Raw genomic sequence first — 16,484 nt, 5'->3', positions numbered from 1 at the left:
CCGCCCGGCGCGCCGGGGAGGGAGGGGGAGTGACCGGCAACTGGACGGCCGTGGCGATGGCCTTCGTCGCGCTCTTCCTCGTCGGCGGGATTGTCTCTTTCCTCAAACAGGGCCTGAAGAAGGGGGCGGTGCTGCTCGCCGTCCTCGCGGCCCTGGCGACTACGGCGGCGGTGCTCTGGTGGTGAAGGTAACCGTTCTCGACTACGGCTCGGGCAATCTGCGCTCGGCCGAACGCGCGCTGGCGCGGGTCGGCGCGGAGGTCACGGTGACGGCCGACTACGAGGCGGCGATGGAGGCCGACGGCCTCGTCGTCCCCGGGGTCGGCGCGTTCGCGGCGTGCATGCGCGGGCTGCGCGAGGTGCGCGGCGAGCGCATGATCGGACGCCGGCTGGCGGCGGGCCGCCCGGTGCTGGGCATCTGCGTCGGCATGCAGATCCTCTTCGAGACCGGCGTCGAGCACGGCGTCACCACGGAGGGCTGCGGCGAGTGGCCGGGCACCGTGGAGCGACTGGAGGCACCGGTCCTGCCGCATATGGGATGGAACACCGTCAAGCCGCCCGCCGGGAGCCTGCTGTTCGCCGGGATCGACGCCGACACGCGCTTCTACTTCGTGCACTCCTACGGGGTCCGCACCTGGGAGCTCGACCCCGGGCCCGGTTTCGCCGCGCCGCTGGTCACCTGGTCGGAGCACGGCGCCCCGTTCGTCGCGGCGGTGGAGAACGGCCCGCTGGCGGCCACCCAGTTCCACCCCGAGAAGTCGGGCGACGCCGGCGCGCAGCTGCTGTCGAACTGGCTCGGAACCCTGAAGTGATCCGTTGAGCAGGGAGCGGGCCAGGCGCAGGGCCGAGCGCGAGGCCGAACGGGCGCGCGCGGCGGCCCTGCGCGCCGAACGGGAGGCGAGGCTGGCGCGCCGGCGCGCGCTGACCGGCCGGGTGGCCGCCCTGCTGCCGCGGCGGTCCGCGCGGATCGTCTCCCAGGGGGGGATCATCGCTCGTCGCCGCCGGACGCAGAACGGGGTCGTGGCGGTCCTGTTCCTGATCGCCCAGGCGATCGTCTGGCTGCTGTGGTCCTCGTGGGCGGCGCGGCTCGGCGCGCTCGTGCTGTCGCTGTTGTTCGTACCGCTTTTCGTCACCCTCGTCTTCGACCGGAGGTCTTGAAACAGATGTCGCTTGAGCTGCTCCCCGCGGTGGACGTCGCCGACGGCCAGGCGGTCCGCCTGGTCCAGGGCGAGGCCGGCACCGAGACGTCGTACGGCGACCCTCTGTCGGCGGCGCTGGCCTGGCAGGAGGCCGGCGCCGAGTGGATTCATCTGGTCGACCTCGACGCGGCCTTCGGCCGTGGCAGCAACCGTGAGCTGCTGGCCGCGGTGGTGGGTGCGCTCGACGTGAAGGTGGAGATGTCCGGCGGCATCCGCGACGACGCCTCCCTGGAGCTGGCGCTGGCCACCGGTTGCCGCCGGGTGAACATCGGCACCGCGGCGCTGGAGAACCCCGCCTGGTGCTCCAAGATCATCGCCGAGTACGGCGACCGGATCGCGATCGGCCTCGACGTCCGCGGCACCACGCTGGCCGCCCGCGGCTGGACGAAGGAGGGCGGTGACCTGTGGGAGGTCCTGGCCCGCCTGGAGGCCGACGGCTGTGCCCGTTACGTCGTCACCGACGTCACCAAGGACGGCACGTTGCGCGGTCCCAACCTCGACCTGCTGCGGGAGGTCTGCGCCCGTACCGACAAGCCGGTGGTGGCCAGCGGCGGCGTCTCGTCCCTGGACGACCTGCGAGCCCTGGCCGAGCTGGTGCCGATCGGCGTCGAGGGTGCGATCGTGGGCAAGGCGCTGTACGCGCAGGCGTTCACCCTGGAGGACGCCCTGGCCGCGGTGCGGTCCCACCCGTCGCGGTGAGACCCTGGAGGCGGGGCCACGGGGGAGACGCCACGGCCCGCCCGTCCGCGCCGGGACGCGGAGCGGGCCCGGCCACGGTGGTCGCCGGTCGGGCCGCCGGAGCGGCGGTCCGGTGCCGGGGCCGCGGCGTACCGGGAGTTCGAGGCATACCGGGAATGAGGAATGGCAAGTGAGTGTCGCGGTACGAGTGATCCCCTGTCTGGACGTGGACGCGGGGCGGGTGGTCAAGGGCGTCAACTTCGAGAACCTTCGTGACGCGGGCGACCCGGTCGAGCTGGCCCGCCGCTACGACGAGGAGGGGGCCGACGAGCTGACGTTCCTCGACATCACCGCCTCCAGCTCCGACCGGTCCACGATGTACGACGTGGTGCGCCGGACGGCCGAGCAGGTGTTCATCCCGCTGACCGTGGGCGGGGGCGTGCGCTCGGTCGAGGACGTCGACCGGCTGCTGCGCGCGGGCGCCGACAAGGTCGGCCTGAACACCGCGGCGATCGCCCGGCCGGAGCTGCTGACCGAGGCGGCGCAGCGGTACGGCGCGCAGTGCGTCGTGCTGTCGGTGGACGCCCGGCGGGTGGTCGACGGCCCGCCGACCCCGTCGGGTTTCGAGGTGACGACCCACGGCGGCCGCCGCCGTACCGGTCTCGACGCGGTCGAGTGGGCCCGCCGGGGCGAGGAACTGGGGGCGGGGGAGATCCTGCTCAACTCGATGGACGGCGACGGCACCCGCGACGGCTACGACCTGGAGCTGCTCCGCGCGGTGCGGAAAGTCGTGTCGGTCCCGGTCATCGCCAGCGGTGGCGCGGGCACGCTGGCCGACTTCCCTCCGGCGATCGAGGCGGGAGCCGACGCGGTGCTGGCCGCGTCGGTGTTCCACTTCGGCCAGCTCAAGATCGGTGAGGTCAAGGAGACCATCCGCCGGGCGGGGTACCCGGTCCGCTGACCGCGTCACCGGCACGAGACGGCCGTGGCGGCCGGCCTCTCGCGCTCAGGTGAGCGTTCCAGGGGCGATGGTCAGGGGGACGGGGCCGGGCAGGGGGGCCGCGGTGCCGAGGGCGATGGCGGCCGCCTGCCGGCAGAGATCTCCGTCGAGCCGGTGTACATCGATGACCAGAGTGTTCTGGTCGATGATCCGGTACCACCCGCACTCGGCCCAGGCGTAGCGGTTCATCTTCGTGAGGCGGTCACGGTCGGAGCCGGTGGACGTGACCTCCGCGAGGATCTCGATCTCGTGCGGTTCCACGTGCAGGTCGCTGTCGGTGCCGCGGCGGAAGACGGGGATGTCGGGGGCGAACACGGTGTCGGAGTCGAGGCGGTCGTTGACCGGCCCTGTCTCCGGCGGCCTGCCGGCCCGGAGGCGGCGGCGGGCCCGGAGGCGGCGGCGGGCCCGCTCGGACGCGGAAGCACGGCAAGCCGCCGGTCCGCATGAAGAACAGCCATACCCTTTATTGCATATGCTCAAATGTCCCCTTGGGACGCATGCTTTATCCGTTCACTGAGCTACGGGTGGTAACGAGGTGGAGTTCCGGGTTCTCGGTCCGGTGGAGGCCTACGGCGACGACGGTGCTCCTGTCGACCTCGGAGGCCCGCGGCAGCGTGCGGTGCTCGCCCGGCTACTGGCCGCACGGGGAGTGGTCGTCTCCACCGACATGCTGATCGACGACGTGTACGAGAACGACCCGCCGGCGAGCGCGCTGGCCACGATCCAGGCGTACGTGTCGCACCTGCGGCGTGCGGTGGAACCCGACCGGGCCCCGCGCGCACCCGCCAGGCTGCTCGTCGGGCGACCGCCCGGCTACGCGCTCGTCGCCACCGACGTGGACGCGATCCGTTTCACCAAGGCCGTCGCCCAGGCGGAGTCCATTCCTCCCGACGAGGCGCTCACCCTGCTGGACGGGGCCCTGAGGCTGTGGCGCGGCCAGCCGTACGGCGAGTTCACCGACGAACCGTGGGCGGCGTCGGAGACCAACCGGTTGCGGGAGCTGCGCCTGGTCGCGGTCGAGCGGCGCGCCGAGGCGCTGCTGGCCCTCGGACGCCCACAGACCGTGATCACCGACCTGGAGGCCGAGACCGCCGCGTATCCGCTGCGTGAGCGGCTGTGGTGCCTGCTGGCCCTGTCCCTGTACCGCACCGGACGCCAGGGCGACGCCCTGGCCGTGCTGCGGCACGCCCGGCGGATGCTCGCCGACCAGCTCGGGCTGGATCCGGGGCCCGAACTGCGGACGATGGAGGACGACATCCTCCGGCAGGCCGACTCGCTCGCCCCCCTCATCCCCGCCCGGCCCGCCGTGCCCTCCCCCATCGTGCCTCCCCCGCCTGTCGTGCCGACGGTGGAGGGTCTGGTCGGCAGGGAGCGGGAGCTCGGGGAACTGGCGGCGCTGGTGAGCCGGACGGCCCGCCCCGGCCCGGCCCTGGCCGCGGTGACGGGGGAGCCGGGCATCGGTAAGACCCGCCTGCTGGAGGCGTTCGACGAGCACTGCACCGGGTCGGGGCACCTGGTGCTCTGGGGGCGTTGTCACGACACCGAGGGTGCTCCGCCGCTGTGGCCGTGGCTCCAGGTGCTGGGCGCGCTCGACCGGATCTGCCCGCCCCGGGACCGGACCGCGCTGGCGGGGCTGCTCGAGGAGGAGACGCCCCGCGGGTCCGGTGGGACGGTGTTGCTCCGCCGCAACCAGGCCGTCGCCGACTGGCTGACCGAGGCCGCACGGCCCCGCCCGCTGGTGATCGTCCTGGACGACCTGCACTGGGCCGATCCGGCCTCGCTGGAACTCCTGCGGGACCTGGTCGTACTGATCGGCGGTTCGGCGCCGGGCGGTGCCGTCACACTGGTCGCCGCCTTCCGTGATACGGAGGTCCGGCGGACGGCCCTGCACCACGACGCGCCGGGTCTGTCGGTGAGCGAGCTGCTGACCCGCCTGGCCCGTTACGACCTGCTCCGCCTGCACCTCACCGGTCTCGCGCCGGAGGCGGTGCTGACCGTCGCGGAGAGCATGGGCGGCGAGGTGGACGAGCCCACCGCTCGCGCGCTGGCCGAGCGCACCGGGGGCAACCCGTTCTTCGTCAGGGAGAGCGCCCGGATGCTCGCCCAGGGCCGTTCGCTGGACACGGTGCCCGACGCGGTGGCGGACCTCATCCGCTGGCGGATCGACGCGCTCGGCCCGCGTACCGGCGAGGTGCTCACGGTCGCCGCGGTCGTCGGCCGCGACTTCGACCCGGCCGTCGTCGCCGCCGGCCACGCCGACGCGTACGAGGCGCTGGACGGGGCCGAGCGGGCCGGGCTGGTCGTCGCCGGGTCCGGCCGGATGGCCTTCGCCCACGACCTCATCCGGGAGACCCTGCTCGCGGACGTCGCGCCGATGCGCAAGGCGGCGCTCCACCGTGAGGTGATGGACGTGCTGTCCCGCAGACCCGGCACCGATGTGGCCGTCATCGCGCATCACGCGGTCGAGGCGGGTCCCACGGCGTACGCTGAGGCCGTGCGCTGGGCCCGTGCCGCCGCCGAGCAGGCCTCCCTGCGCCTGGCCTACGCGGAGGCGGCCATGTGGTGGGGACATGTGGTGGCCGCGCACGGGGCCAGGGAGGGTGACCCTGCCGAGCACGTGGAACTGCTGCTGTGCCAGGTGCGCGCTCTGCTGGAGGCCGGGGACGCCCTCGGGGCACGGCAGGCCAGGGCTGCCGCCGTCCGGGCCGCCGACCGGGCCGGGGCCGGCCCCGAGACGACCGCCCGTGCGCTGACCGCGCTGGACGCACCCTCGGTCTGGACGCTGCGCAACCCGTACGAGGCGGTGGAGCTGCGGCTGGTGCACCGCTTCGAGGCGGCGCTGCGCGAGCTTCCGGAGACCGACAGTCCGGAACGCGCCCGCCTGCTGGGCGGCCTGGCGCAGGAACTGTACGACGGGACCGACGACCCGTCCCGGGCCTTCCTGTCGTTCCAGGCGATCGAGATGGCCCGCCGGTTGCGTGACCCGCACCTGCTGATGGCGGTGCTCAACGCCCGCTACCTCTCACTGCCGACCCTGCCCTCCTACATCTCCGAGTACCTGGGCATCGCCGAGGAGATCCTGGAGTTGGCGGTGCGCACCCAGGCGCCGGCGTTCGAGCTGCTCGGGCAGATGATGCTGACCCACCACAAGCTGGAGATGGGCGACCTCACCGGCGCCGACCGGGCCGCCACCTGCTGCGACGCCCTGCTGGAGCGGCTGCCGCTGCCCTGGCCGCGCTTCCAGCACACGGTGTGGCGGGCGGCCCGGCTCGCCCTGGCGGGCCGGTTCGACGACGCCGAGATCCTGTACGACGAGGCCGGGGAGCAGGCCGAGCGGATCGGCATGTGGTACGCGGGCGCCGTGGTGGCCACGGGCCGCATGTGCATGAACCACCAGCGCGGCACCATGGCCGACGTCGGACCGCTCGTCGAGGCGATCACCGGTATCCACGCCTCGATGGACCACGACGCCCGGGTGCTGCACCTGTGCGCCCGGGGACGCGTCGAAGAGGCCCGGGAGCTGGTCTCCGGCGGCTGGCCCACGCCGCCGGCGGACTGGTCGTGGCTGACCATGACCTGCCTGCAGGGGGCGGCGCAGGCGGCCGTCGGCGACGTGCCCGCCTGCCAGGTGACCTATTCGGCGTTGCTGCCCTACAGCGGACGCATCTCGGTGGGTTCCGCGGTGGCCTCCCTCGGGCCCGTGGACTGGTTCCTGGCCCTGCTCGCCTCGGCGCTGGGCGACCACGACGCCTGCGTCCGGCACCTGAAGACCGTGGGACGGCTGGCCGGCCAGACCGGGCTCATGGTGTGGCGTGACCGGGCCATGGCCGCGGTGCCCGGGCCTTCCCAGACGCGGCCGAACGTGCCCTTCCAGGGCGGCACCGTCCAGGGCGGGTAGTTTCCGGCGGTTCCCCCGGCCGGCGGGACCGCCGCGGCCGGGGGCGTCAGAAGACCCGGAAGTGGTGGAACAGTTCGTACGCCTCGTCCCGGGCCGCGAAGGCCCTGGCCTCGGAGCGTTTGACGGCCAGGTAGGCGGAGCCGCGCAGTGGGCCGAGGGCGGTCATGAGCACGTCGTCGGCCTCCAGGGCGTCCAGGGCCTCGTCGAGGGAGCACGGGAGGCGGGGGACGCTTCCCTCCGGGAGTGTGGCGGGGTCGACGTCGACCGCCTCACCCGGATCGAGCCCGCGGCGGATGCCGTCCAGGCCGGCGTGGATGACGGCCCCCAGTGACAGGTAGGGGTTGGCCGAGGAGTCGGAGGGTTTGAACTCCAGGTTGGCGCCCGCCGCGGTGTCGCCGCCCAGGGGGGAGCAGATCCGCACCGCGGCCTCCCGGTTGTCCATGCCGTAGCAGGCGTAAGCGCTCGACCACGTCCGCGGCGCCAGACGCCGGAAGCTGTTCACCGAGCCGCAGGTCAACGCGGTGAGCGCCGGGAGGTGGGCGATGAGGCCGCCGATGAACCGGTAGGCCGCAGCCGACAGGCCGTACCGGCCGGAGGGATCGGCGAAGGCGTTGGCGCGGAGTTCGGGATCCCAGAGGGACAGGTGCAGGTGGGCGCCGTTGCCCGCCTGGTCGCTGAGGGGCTTGGGGGCCAGGGACGCCCACATGGACATCCGGGCGGCGACGCCCCGGACCGTCTCACGGTAGATCACCTGGTTGTCGGCGGCGCGCACGGCGGGGGCGTGGTGGATCGACAGTTCCTGCTGGCCGTGGCCGAGCTCGGGGTGGTAGTGCTCGACCTGGAGGCCCTGGATCTGCAGGGCGTGGATCAGGCTCATCGTGTAGTCGTGGGCCCGGTCGAAGCCGGTGGTGGCGTAGCACAGGCTGTCGTCGACGGGGACCAGCCGGTCCGGGCCGTCGCCAGGGCCGGCGACCCGGTGGCCGAGGGTGAACTCCGGTTCGTAGGCGGCGATGAGGACGTATCCCTCGGCGCCGAGGGCGGCGACGGCCTCGCGCAGGAAGGTGCGGGGGCAGACGGGCCATGGGGAGCCGTCGATCTGGCGCAGGTCCGAGAGCATGGCCGCCGCGCCGGGAGCGTAGGGCAGCCGGACGAACGTGGTGGGGTCGGGGACGAGGCGGACCTCGCCGACCGGGCCGAGGTGCTCGACGTCCTGGAGTTCGTCGAGCATGTTCATCGCCATCATCGCGACGGTGTGCCCGATGCCGGTGCTGAGCCGTTCGGCCAGCCGGGAGCGTGCGGACGCCTTGCCGCGGATCACGCCGCCGTGGTCGGCGTAGAGGAAGCGGATCAACTCGACGCCCTCGGTCCCGGCGCGCTCGACGACGCGCCGTGCCGCGGGATCAAGCGTGTGAGCTGCGATGATGTCGCGCCGGTCTCCCATGCTTCCTGGGTAACACGTCAGCGCGGACGGCGGAAGCACCCCGCGCACCGGCCGGTGTGCCGCGGTGTGTCCGCGCCCGGCCGGGGAGAGCGGCCGGACGCGGGATCCGGGTGCGGCGGCTTCGATCCGCGGGCCGGGGAGGTGTGGTGTGCGGGAACGAGGGTAGGGAGGCGTGGCCGGGACGCCGCCCGGGGGCGTTTCGCGGTCCGCGAGAGGCGTGCCGCGATGGTCTTCGGGGAACGGCTCGGCGGTGCGACGTTGGGGGGTGCCGCGCTCCCCGGGGCGATCGGCCGGGAGCGCCGAGGTGATGTGGTGTTACAGGGCGGGGGCGGGCCTCCGCCAGGCGGTCATCCGAGTACGCGTGTCACGAACAGGGCCAATTGGTCCGCTCCTCTGATGATCCCGTCGAAGACTCCGTTGACCGCGCTCGCCGCTTCGGCGGGCTTGGTGAACAGATAGAAGACCACGAACGCTACCCCTAGGTAGGTGAGGACCTTCTTGACCTGCATGGGGGCCTCCTGGCAGTTCCAATCCCAGCCGTATATACCCGAATTTTATCGATCTTTGGCATTTGCGGCCCGGGGGGCTCCCGGATTTTGAGGATCATATCCGTCTCGCGACGGCGACCCGCGGCCGGGTCGCGGGGTTGGCATGGCTCACACTCGCCATCGTGGGGTCGCGGGGCGTTCCTGTCCAACGTTCACTGCTACTTGTACCGATAGAGGTAGGAAGGTGGGGGTTCCGCCTCTCGGCGGCGGACGCCCGGGGCCGCGGTGGAAGGCGTGACGGGAGGGGTTCAGGCGGGAAGGCGCTCGGCGGCGGGGCCCTCGCCGGGGGGCTGCGCGGTGAGGTTTCCGCCGGGGGTCTGCGCGGCGAGGACCCCGGCGGAGGTCTGCGCGGCGGGGCGCCCGGCGGGAGGGGCACCGGCGGGAAGGCGGAAGGAGAGCAGCGTCGCCACGGCGACTCCGGCGAGGAGCGCGGCCGCCGCGACCAGCGTGGCGGCGTCGGGCCGCAGCAGCGGCTGAGCGCGCAGCGCCTGCCAGGTGACCAGGGCCACCAGTCCCGCGTAGCCGCCCCCGGCGACGAACACCAGCCGCAACCGGACGGTCTCCCCGCGCAGTGGCGCCAGGGCCATGACGACCAGCGGCAGTACCTGGATGGCGTGCATGCCGACGAAATGCGGGACGCGCAGGTCGCCGCCGACGGTGCTCCAGCCGGCCAGCGGCAGGCCCGGCCCGCCGTCGGGAACGCCCACACTGTGCGCGCCGATGACGGTGCCGGCGACGTCGGCCAGCTGCGCGGCGGTCGGTACGGTCATCAGGTAGCCCAGGCCGATGCCGACCGTGGAGATCACCAGCCCGAGGCGGATCGCCCAGGTCTGGGCCGGGTCGCCCTGTCGCTCGCGCAGCACCAGCACCGCCGCCGCGATGTTGGCGATCATGAGGATGACGACGGTGAGGCCCATGATCGAATACAGGGCGGAGTCGAGCGGGGTGGCGAAGTTGAAGTGGCTGCGCCGCCCCCGGGCGGCCTGTGCCGTGATGAGCAGCACCTCGGCGGTGCCGGCGACCGCCAGGACGGTGCCGAGCCGCCGGCCGGCCCGGGGGGCCCGTCGCCGAAGGGACAGCAACCAGGCCCAGGTGAGGGTGTAGAGGCCGAACGAGACGGCGAACTTCAACGGTTTGGCCCAGACGGGCATGCCGTCGAGCATGCGGTCGTCGAGCAGCAGCCCGGCGAGGGAGACGACCGCGACGACGGCCATGATCACGGAGGAGTACACGAGGGGACGGTGGAGACGGGTCATCGGGATGACTCTCTAATAGATAATGGATAGATCCGTTATCTATCACTAGGGTGGGGAGGGTCCACAAGAGGGGGTGGGAACGTGCGGATGGCGGAGCTGAGCCGGGTCACGGGTGTCTCCGTGCCGATGATCAAGTACTACCTGCGGGAGGGGCTGCTCCCCGCGGGGGAGCGGACCGGCCCCAACCAGGCGCGGTACGGCCCGGAGCACGTCCGCCGCCTCAAACTGGTCCGGGCCATGGCCGAGTACGGCGGCCTGTCGCTCGCGAGCATCGCCACGCTGCTGGAACAGCTCGAACGGCCTGAGCTGAGCCTGCACGACCGGCTCGGCGTCGCCCAGCGGACCGTGACGCCCCGGCACGAGCCAGGGGAGGGGGAGCGGTGGGACCTGGCCGCGCGGCAGGCCCGGGAGCTGATCGCCCGGCACGGATGGCACCACCACTCCGACAGTGAGGCCATGCGGGCCGTCGCCGGTGTGCTGTTCACCCTCGGTGCCCTGGGCTACGACGGCGTCCTGACCCGTCTCGACGAGTACGCCGAGGCGGCGGCGCGTACCGCGCGCGCGGACGTGGCGGCCCTGATGGACGAGCCGGACCTGGAGCGGATGGTCGAGCTGGTGGTGGTCGGCACCCTGCTCGGCGACACCCTGATCGCCGCCCTGCGCCGGATCGCGCAGGGCAACATCTCGGCCGGCGCGCTCGGGCAGAAGCTGCAGGAGTGCCGGGCGGAGCCCGGCGGCGAGAGGCCCGGAGGTGCCGGGGGCCGGCCGCTGACGGACACCGGCGGTGAAGGGCCCGAGCGGTGAAGGGCCCGAGCGGTGAAGGGCCCGAGCGGTGAAGGGCCCGAGCGGTGAAGGGCCCGAGCGGTGAAGGGCCCGAGCGGCGCCGGCGGCCCTGGCGGACCTCGGGGGTGCCGGGGGCCTCAGACGCCCAGCGGGGCGTCCATCAGCCCGGCCACGGTCTCCTCGGCGCCGCTGAGCTCGACCCTGGCGTGCGCCTGGCGGCCGAAGCAGAACAACAGCAGCTCCCCGGCCCCGCCGGTCACCTGCACCGGTGGGGCGTTCCTCGGCCCGCCGATGGCGATGCCGCCGCCGGTGCGGCGCAGCACGACGCGGGCCGGAGCCTTGCGCAGGAAGACGCCCCTGCCGGCGCGGACCTGCGACCAGAACGTCTCCTCCAGGTCGGCGGGCAGCTCGCGCGGCTCCCAGACCCGCTGGGCACGCCGGACGTCCTCGTGGTGGATGAAGTACTCCGCGGTGTTGACCAGCCGGTCGAGGCCCGGCACCAGGCGGTAGAGCCCGGCGGGGCCGGTGCGCATCAGCTCGACGAGGCCGTCGTAGCCGTACCTGGCCTTCATCGACTCCTGCACCGAGGCCGTGTGGCCCGCCAGCCGCTCGAACATGATGCCCGGGGCGGCGTCGGGGCGGTGTTCGCGCAACACCAGGTGGGCGGCGAGGTCGAAGGTGGTCCAGCCCGCACAGAGCGTGGGGGCGTCCGGGCCGAGCCGGGACAGCAGGTCACCGAGGGCGGCTCGTTCGGTGCGGGCGTGATTCATCCGCTGATCTTAGCAAGATTGTCGTATGGGCCCTCGGAGGATGATTTATCCGGACGGGCCCCTGGGGAATAAGACGTTGATCAGAAGTGATAGGCACTTATGTAGCAATGTTCCCCTTCGAAAGGACAGCCCCCGAGTGGCGAGTGAAGTGACTTCCGCAGTCATGCGCCAGGGGCTCCGGCTCCTCGGGGTGGCCATCCGGACGGAGAAGGCGGTCTTCGCCGCCGCGGCCCTGTCCAGCGCCCTGTACGGCGTGATGACGGTCGCCTCGGCCTGGGCGCTGGGCTGGGCCACGGAGAACGCCGTGCTCCCCGCCTTCCGGCGCGGTGACATCACGACCGCGACCCTGACCCTCGGCACGCTCCTGATCCTCGGGACGGCGCTGCTGAAGGCGCTGGGGGTGTCCGGCCGCAGATACTTCGCCGGAGTCATGCAGTACCGCATGCAGGCCCGCTCCCGCCGCGACGTCACCCGGCAGTACCTCAGGCTCCCGCTGGCCTGGCACCACCGGCACCCGACCGGGCAGCTGCTCTCCAACGCCAGCGCCGACGTGGAGGCCGCCTGGGCGCCGCTCGCCCCGCTGCCGATGGCCGTCGGGGTGGTGATCATGCTGGTCACCGCCGCCGTGGGGCTGGTGATCACCGACCCGGTCCTCGCCCTGGTCGGTTTCCTGATCTTCCCGGCGATCGCCGTGCTCAACCTGGTCTACCAGCGCAGGCTCAACCCGCTGGCCACCCGGGCCCAGCAACTGCGCGCGGAGGTCAGCGAGATCGCCCACGAGAGCTTCGACGGCGCCCTGGTCGTCAAGACCCTCGGCCGTGAGGACGAGGAGGCCGCCAGATTCCGGGCAAAGGTCGACGAACTGCGCGACGCCAACATCGCCGTCGGCCGGGTGCGGGGCCTGTTCGACCCGGTGCTGGAGGCGCTGCCCACCATCGGCGTGCTCGCCGTGCTGCTGATCGGCGCGGCCCGGTTGGAGAGCGGCGCCATCGAGGCGGGCGTCCTCGTCGAGGTCGCCTACCTGTTCACCCTGCTGGCCTTCCCGATCCGCGCGCTCGGCTGGGTGCTCGCCGAGCTGCCCCGCGCGGTCGTCGGCCACGAGCGGGTCACGTCCGTGCTGGAGGCGACCGGGTCCATGGAGCACGGCGCCGCCGAGCTGCCCGGCAGCGGCCCGGCCCGGCTGGAGGTGCGCGGCCTGGAGTACGCCTACGACGACTTCCCGGTGCTGCGCGACGTCGACCTCGCCGTCGAGCCCGGCCGCACCGTCGCCCTGGTCGGCCCCACCGGCTCCGGCAAGTCCACGCTCACCCAGACCCTCGTCCGGCTGGTCGACCCGGTGCGGGGGGCCGTCCTCGTCGACGGGGTGGACCTGCGCGACGTCGCCCGCGGCGGGGTCAGCGACGCGGTCGCGCTGGTGCCGCAGCAGACGTTCCTGTTCGACGACACCGTGCGCGGCAACGTCACCCTCGGCCTGCCGGTCGGCGACGACGAGGTCTGGGCGGCGCTGCGCCTGGCGCAGGCCGAGGGGTTCGTCAGCGCTCTGCCCTCCGGCCTGGACACCCGGGTCGGCGAGCGCGGCGCCACCCTGTCCGGCGGCCAGCGCCAGCGCATCGCCCTGGCCCGTGCCCTGGTGCGCCGCCCCCGCCTGCTCGTCCTGGACGACGCCACCTCCAGCGTCGACCCCCAGGTCGAGGCCAGGATCCTGTACGGCCTGCGGGACGCCGCGCACGCCTCGACCGTGGTCGTGGTCGCCTACCGGATGGCCACCATCGCGCTGGCCGACGAGGTCGTCTACCTGCACCACGGCCGGGTCGTCGACCGGGGCCCCCACCGGGAGCTGATCGCCCGCTGCGAGGGCTACCGGAACCTGGTCACCGCCTACGAACGTCAGGAGGCCGAGCGCGAGGCGCTCGGCGCCGAGGAAGAGGAAGAGGTCACCGCGTGAGGGAGCACAACCGGCCACGGAGCCGCCGCGACGCCGCGGCGGGCGCCCGGAGCGGCGCGGCACGGGGCGGTCGGTGCCGGTGAGCTCGTTGCAGGGGGTCGAACGCTCCGCGCTGGCCACCGTCCGGCACGGCCTGGCGCTCACCCCGGAGTTCCGCAGGGGGATCGTCGTGACCCTCCTGCTGGCCGTACTGGCCACCGCGGGCAGGGTGATCGTGCCCATCGCCGTGCAGCAGACCCTCGACACCGGTCTCGCCGGTCCGGTTCCGGACCTGGCCTTCATCCGCACCGTCGTGCTGCTGTGCGCCGCCGCCGTGGCGGTCACCGCGCTGTGCGCGTACCTGATGAACGTCCGCCTCTACCGGGCCACCGAGTCCTCCCTCGCCACGCTCCGGGTGCGCGGCTTCCGGCACGTGCACGACCTGTCGGTGCTGACCCAGAACTCCGAGCGGCGCGGAGCCCTCGTCTCCCGGGTCACCGGCGACGTCGACCAGATCAGCGTGTTCATGCAGTGGGGCGGGCTGATGTTCATCATCGCCATGGGCCAGCTGCTGGTCGCCACCGTGCTGATGTTCGTCTACTCCTGGCGGCTCGCCCTGCTGGTGTGGGCCTGCTTCCTGCCGCTCATGGTCATGCTGCCGCGCTTCCAGCGCTGGCTGTCGGGCGCCTACACGCGGGTCCGCGAACGCACCGGCGACCTGCTCTCGGCCGTCAGCGAGTCGGTGGTGGGCGCGGCGGTCATCCGGGCACACGGCGCGGAACGCCGCACCGCCGAGCGGGTCGACGCCGCGATCGAGGCCAACAAGGCGGCGCAGGCCCGCACGCAGCGGATCGTGGCGACGGTCTTCCCGCTGACCGACGTCGTCGCGGCCGTCGCCCTGGCCGCGGTGGTGCTGCTCGGGGTCCGGCTGGGCCTCGACGGTGACATCAGCGCCGGCCGCCTGGTCGCCTTCCTGTTCGTGATCACACTGTTCATCTCGCCGATGCAGATCGCCACCGAGGTGCTCAACGAGGCGCAGAACGCGGTCGCCGGGTGGCGGCGGGTCCTCGGCGTGCTCGACACCCCGCCCGACGTCGCCGACCCGGGCCCGGCCGGTGTCGAGCTGCCGCGCGGCCCCATCGAGGTCTCCTTCCGGGACGTCGGGTTCTCCTACCCCGGCGGGGTGCCGGTGCTGCACGACGTCAGCGTGGACATCCCGCCGCGCTCACGGATCGCCGTGGTGGGGGAGACCGGTTCGGGCAAGACCACCTTCGCCAAGCTGCTCACCCGCCTGATGGACCCCGTCTCCGGCCGGATCCTCGTCGACGGGCACGACCTGCGGACCGTCCGGTTCTCCTCGCTGCGCCGCCGGATCGTGATGGTGCCGCAGGACGGATTCCTGTTCGACGGCACCCTGGCGGAGAACATCCGCTTCGGCCGTCCCGCCGCCACCGACGACGAGATCCGCCTGGCCATGACCGAGCTGGGCCTGACCGACTGGCTGGAGGGGCTTCCCGCCGGCCTGGAGACCGCGGTCGGACAGCGCGGCGAGTCGTTGTCGGCCGGGGAGCGCCAGCTCGTCGCGCTCGCCCGCGCCTATCTGGCCGACCCCGACCTGCTGCTGCTGGACGAGGCCACCTCCGCGGTCGACCCGGCCACGGAGGTGCGGCTGGCCCGCGCGCTGGAGGGGGTCACCCGGGGCCGGACCGCCGTCTCCATCGCGCACCGGCTGTCCACCGCCGAGGCGGCCGACGAGGTGATCGTCTTCGAGCGGGGCCGTGTCGTGCAGCGCGGCCCGCACGCCGAGCTCGTCCGGCAGCCCGGCGTCTACGCGGAGCTGCACGCCTCCTGGGTCTCCGCGGCCCACTCCTGACGGGCCGCCGCCCGCCGAAGCCGGAGGATTAGACGTCCCGTGGCGAGGTAGGGGACGGGAAAGGGGCGGTCTCCCCGCCGGGGGAGACGGTCCGCCACCCGGGGAAGTAGGGGACATGACAGAGGTGCTGGGGGAGGATCCGCAGGCGCAGACCCCGCGGTTCTCCGTTCTCGACCCGCAGTCGGCCGCCGCCCGCAGCGACCTGCTCGACGACATGCCCAACCTGCGGGTCATGGACGACGACGACGACGATCCGGTCCTGGTCCGGCTGGACGGCTCCCCGGTCGACACCTGGCGGGAGAAGTATCCCTACGCCGAGCGCATGGGGAGGCCGGAGTACGACCGGCTCAAGCGGCTGCTCCAGATCGAGCTGCTCAAGCTCCAGTACTGGATCAAGGACACCGGCGGACGCCTGGTGATCCTCTTCGAGGGGCGTGACGCGGCCGGCAAGGGCGGCACGATCAAGCGGTTCATGGAGCATCTCAACCCGCGCGGGGCCACCGTGGTCGCGCTGGAGAAGCCGAGCGAGCGCGAGAGCACCCAGTGGTACTTCCAGCGGTACGTCTCCCACCTGCCGGCCGCGGGGGAGATGGTCTTCTTCGACCGCTCCTGGTACAACCGCGCCGGGGTGGAGCGGGTGATGGGCTTCTGCACCCCGGAGGAGTACCTGGAGTTCATGGAGCAGGCGCCCGAGTTCGAGCGCATGCTCGTCCGCGACGGCATCCACCTGGTCAAGTTCTGGTTCTCGGTCTCGCGCTCCGAGCAGCGCACCAGGTTCGTGATCCGCCAGGTCGACCCGGTGCGCCAGTGGAAGCTCTCCCCCATGGACCTGCAGTCGCTGGACAAGTGGACGCAGTACACCGAGGCCAAGGAGGACATGTTCCTGCACACCGACACGGAGGAGGCCCCGTGGACGGTGATCAAGAGCAACGACAAGAAGCGGGCCCGGATCGAGGCGATGCGCCACGTGCTCAGCCTGTTCGAGTACGAGGACAAGGATCACGAGGTCGTCGGAGTCCCCGACCCCAACATCGTCGTCCACGCCGCCGACGTGCTCGACGACGACCGCGCGCACTGAGCGGCGGGGCCCGTCTCCCCGGGGCGGTGTCCCGGGG

Annotated in this window: 15 protein-coding genes; 10 read left to right on the top strand and 5 right to left on the bottom strand. The window is 72.9% G+C overall.

The features are described from left to right. Nucleotides 1–29: 29 nt before the first annotated feature. From F4562_RS06605 to hisF, 5 genes are all read left to right on the top strand, one after another. Nucleotides 30–185: a CG2302 family histidine operon protein gene (locus tag F4562_RS06605; protein WP_184544164.1), complete on the top strand. Its 156-nt coding sequence runs from the start codon at nt 30–32 to the stop codon at nt 183–185. Next, nucleotides 176–811, top strand: coding sequence for an imidazole glycerol phosphate synthase subunit HisH (gene hisH, locus F4562_RS06600; protein WP_184544118.1), 636 nt, complete (start codon nt 176–178; stop codon nt 809–811). Before F4562_RS06605 ends, hisH begins: the two co-directional genes overlap by 10 nt. Before the next feature lie 4 nt (nt 812–815). Beyond that, nucleotides 816–1,157, top strand: coding sequence for a hypothetical protein (locus F4562_RS06595; RefSeq protein WP_184543801.1), 342 nt, complete (start codon nt 816–818; stop codon nt 1,155–1,157). A gap of 5 nt (nt 1,158–1,162) precedes the next feature. Then, nucleotides 1,163–1,897, top strand: a complete 735-nt coding sequence (gene priA / locus F4562_RS06590; RefSeq protein ID WP_184543803.1) for a bifunctional 1-(5-phosphoribosyl)-5-((5-phosphoribosylamino)methylideneamino)imidazole-4-carboxamide isomerase/phosphoribosylanthranilate isomerase PriA — start codon at nt 1,163–1,165, stop codon at nt 1,895–1,897. 169 nt (nt 1,898–2,066) lie between these two features. Continuing rightward, nucleotides 2,067–2,837 (top strand): imidazole glycerol phosphate synthase subunit HisF, encoded by a 771-nt coding sequence (gene hisF, locus F4562_RS06585; RefSeq protein WP_184543804.1) that lies wholly within the window; start codon nt 2,067–2,069, stop codon nt 2,835–2,837. A 45-nt stretch (nt 2,838–2,882) separates the two neighbouring features. Here hisF and F4562_RS06580 read toward each other — a convergent pair whose 3' ends face one another. Next, nucleotides 2,883–3,356: a Uma2 family endonuclease gene (locus F4562_RS06580; RefSeq protein WP_246473371.1), complete on the bottom strand. Its 474-nt coding sequence runs from the start codon at nt 3,354–3,356 to the stop codon at nt 2,883–2,885. A 55-nt stretch (nt 3,357–3,411) separates the two neighbouring features. On the opposite strand from F4562_RS06580, the gene F4562_RS06575 reads away from it, so the two are divergent. Beyond that, entirely contained in the window at nt 3,412–6,774 is a 3,363-nt protein-coding gene (locus tag F4562_RS06575; RefSeq protein WP_184543807.1) for an ATP-binding protein, read from the top strand. Between the two features lie 46 nt (nt 6,775–6,820). Here F4562_RS06575 and F4562_RS06570 read toward each other — a convergent pair whose 3' ends face one another. From F4562_RS06570 to F4562_RS06560, 3 genes are all read right to left on the bottom strand, one after another. After that, nucleotides 6,821–8,215: a glutamine synthetase family protein gene (locus F4562_RS06570; protein WP_184543809.1), complete on the bottom strand. Its 1,395-nt coding sequence runs from the start codon at nt 8,213–8,215 to the stop codon at nt 6,821–6,823. Nucleotides 8,216–8,562: 347 nt separating this feature from the next. Next, nucleotides 8,563–8,724 (bottom strand): hypothetical protein, encoded by a 162-nt coding sequence (locus F4562_RS06565; protein WP_184543811.1) that lies wholly within the window; start codon nt 8,722–8,724, stop codon nt 8,563–8,565. 287 nt (nt 8,725–9,011) lie between these two features. Further along, a complete protein-coding gene (locus F4562_RS06560; protein ID WP_184543813.1) occupies nt 9,012–10,019 on the bottom strand; it encodes a hypothetical protein in 1,008 nt (335 codons plus the stop codon). 87 nt (nt 10,020–10,106) lie between these two features. Here F4562_RS06560 and F4562_RS06555 point away from each other — a divergent pair, with 87 nt between their 5' ends. Further along, nucleotides 10,107–10,823: a MerR family transcriptional regulator gene (locus tag F4562_RS06555; RefSeq protein WP_221207379.1), complete on the top strand. Its 717-nt coding sequence runs from the start codon at nt 10,107–10,109 to the stop codon at nt 10,821–10,823. A gap of 116 nt (nt 10,824–10,939) precedes the next feature. Here the strand turns inward: F4562_RS06555 and F4562_RS06550 are convergent, their stop codons facing one another. Beyond that, nucleotides 10,940–11,572: a TIGR03085 family metal-binding protein gene (locus F4562_RS06550; protein ID WP_184543818.1), complete on the bottom strand. Its 633-nt coding sequence runs from the start codon at nt 11,570–11,572 to the stop codon at nt 10,940–10,942. Nucleotides 11,573–11,735: 163 nt separating this feature from the next. Between F4562_RS06550 and F4562_RS06545 the strand changes: the two genes are divergently transcribed. From F4562_RS06545 to ppk2, 3 genes are all read left to right on the top strand, one after another. Next, on the top strand, nt 11,736–13,517 hold the full coding sequence (locus tag F4562_RS06545) for an ABC transporter ATP-binding protein (protein WP_184544120.1): 1,782 nt from the start codon (nt 11,736–11,738) through the stop codon (nt 13,515–13,517). A gap of 79 nt (nt 13,518–13,596) precedes the next feature. Beyond that, a complete protein-coding gene (locus tag F4562_RS06540; RefSeq protein ID WP_184543820.1) occupies nt 13,597–15,369 on the top strand; it encodes an ABC transporter ATP-binding protein in 1,773 nt (590 codons plus the stop codon). A 115-nt stretch (nt 15,370–15,484) separates the two neighbouring features. Then, nucleotides 15,485–16,447, top strand: a complete 963-nt coding sequence (ppk2, locus tag F4562_RS06535; protein ID WP_184543822.1) for a polyphosphate kinase 2 — start codon at nt 15,485–15,487, stop codon at nt 16,445–16,447. Nucleotides 16,448–16,484 lie beyond the last annotated feature (37 nt).

Origin of the sequence: Streptosporangium becharense (assembly GCF_014204985.1) — a bacterium.
GTDB classification, from domain to species: domain Bacteria; phylum Actinomycetota; class Actinomycetes; order Streptosporangiales; family Streptosporangiaceae; genus Streptosporangium; species Streptosporangium becharense.
This window is presented reverse-complemented; position numbering and strand designations above follow the sequence as displayed.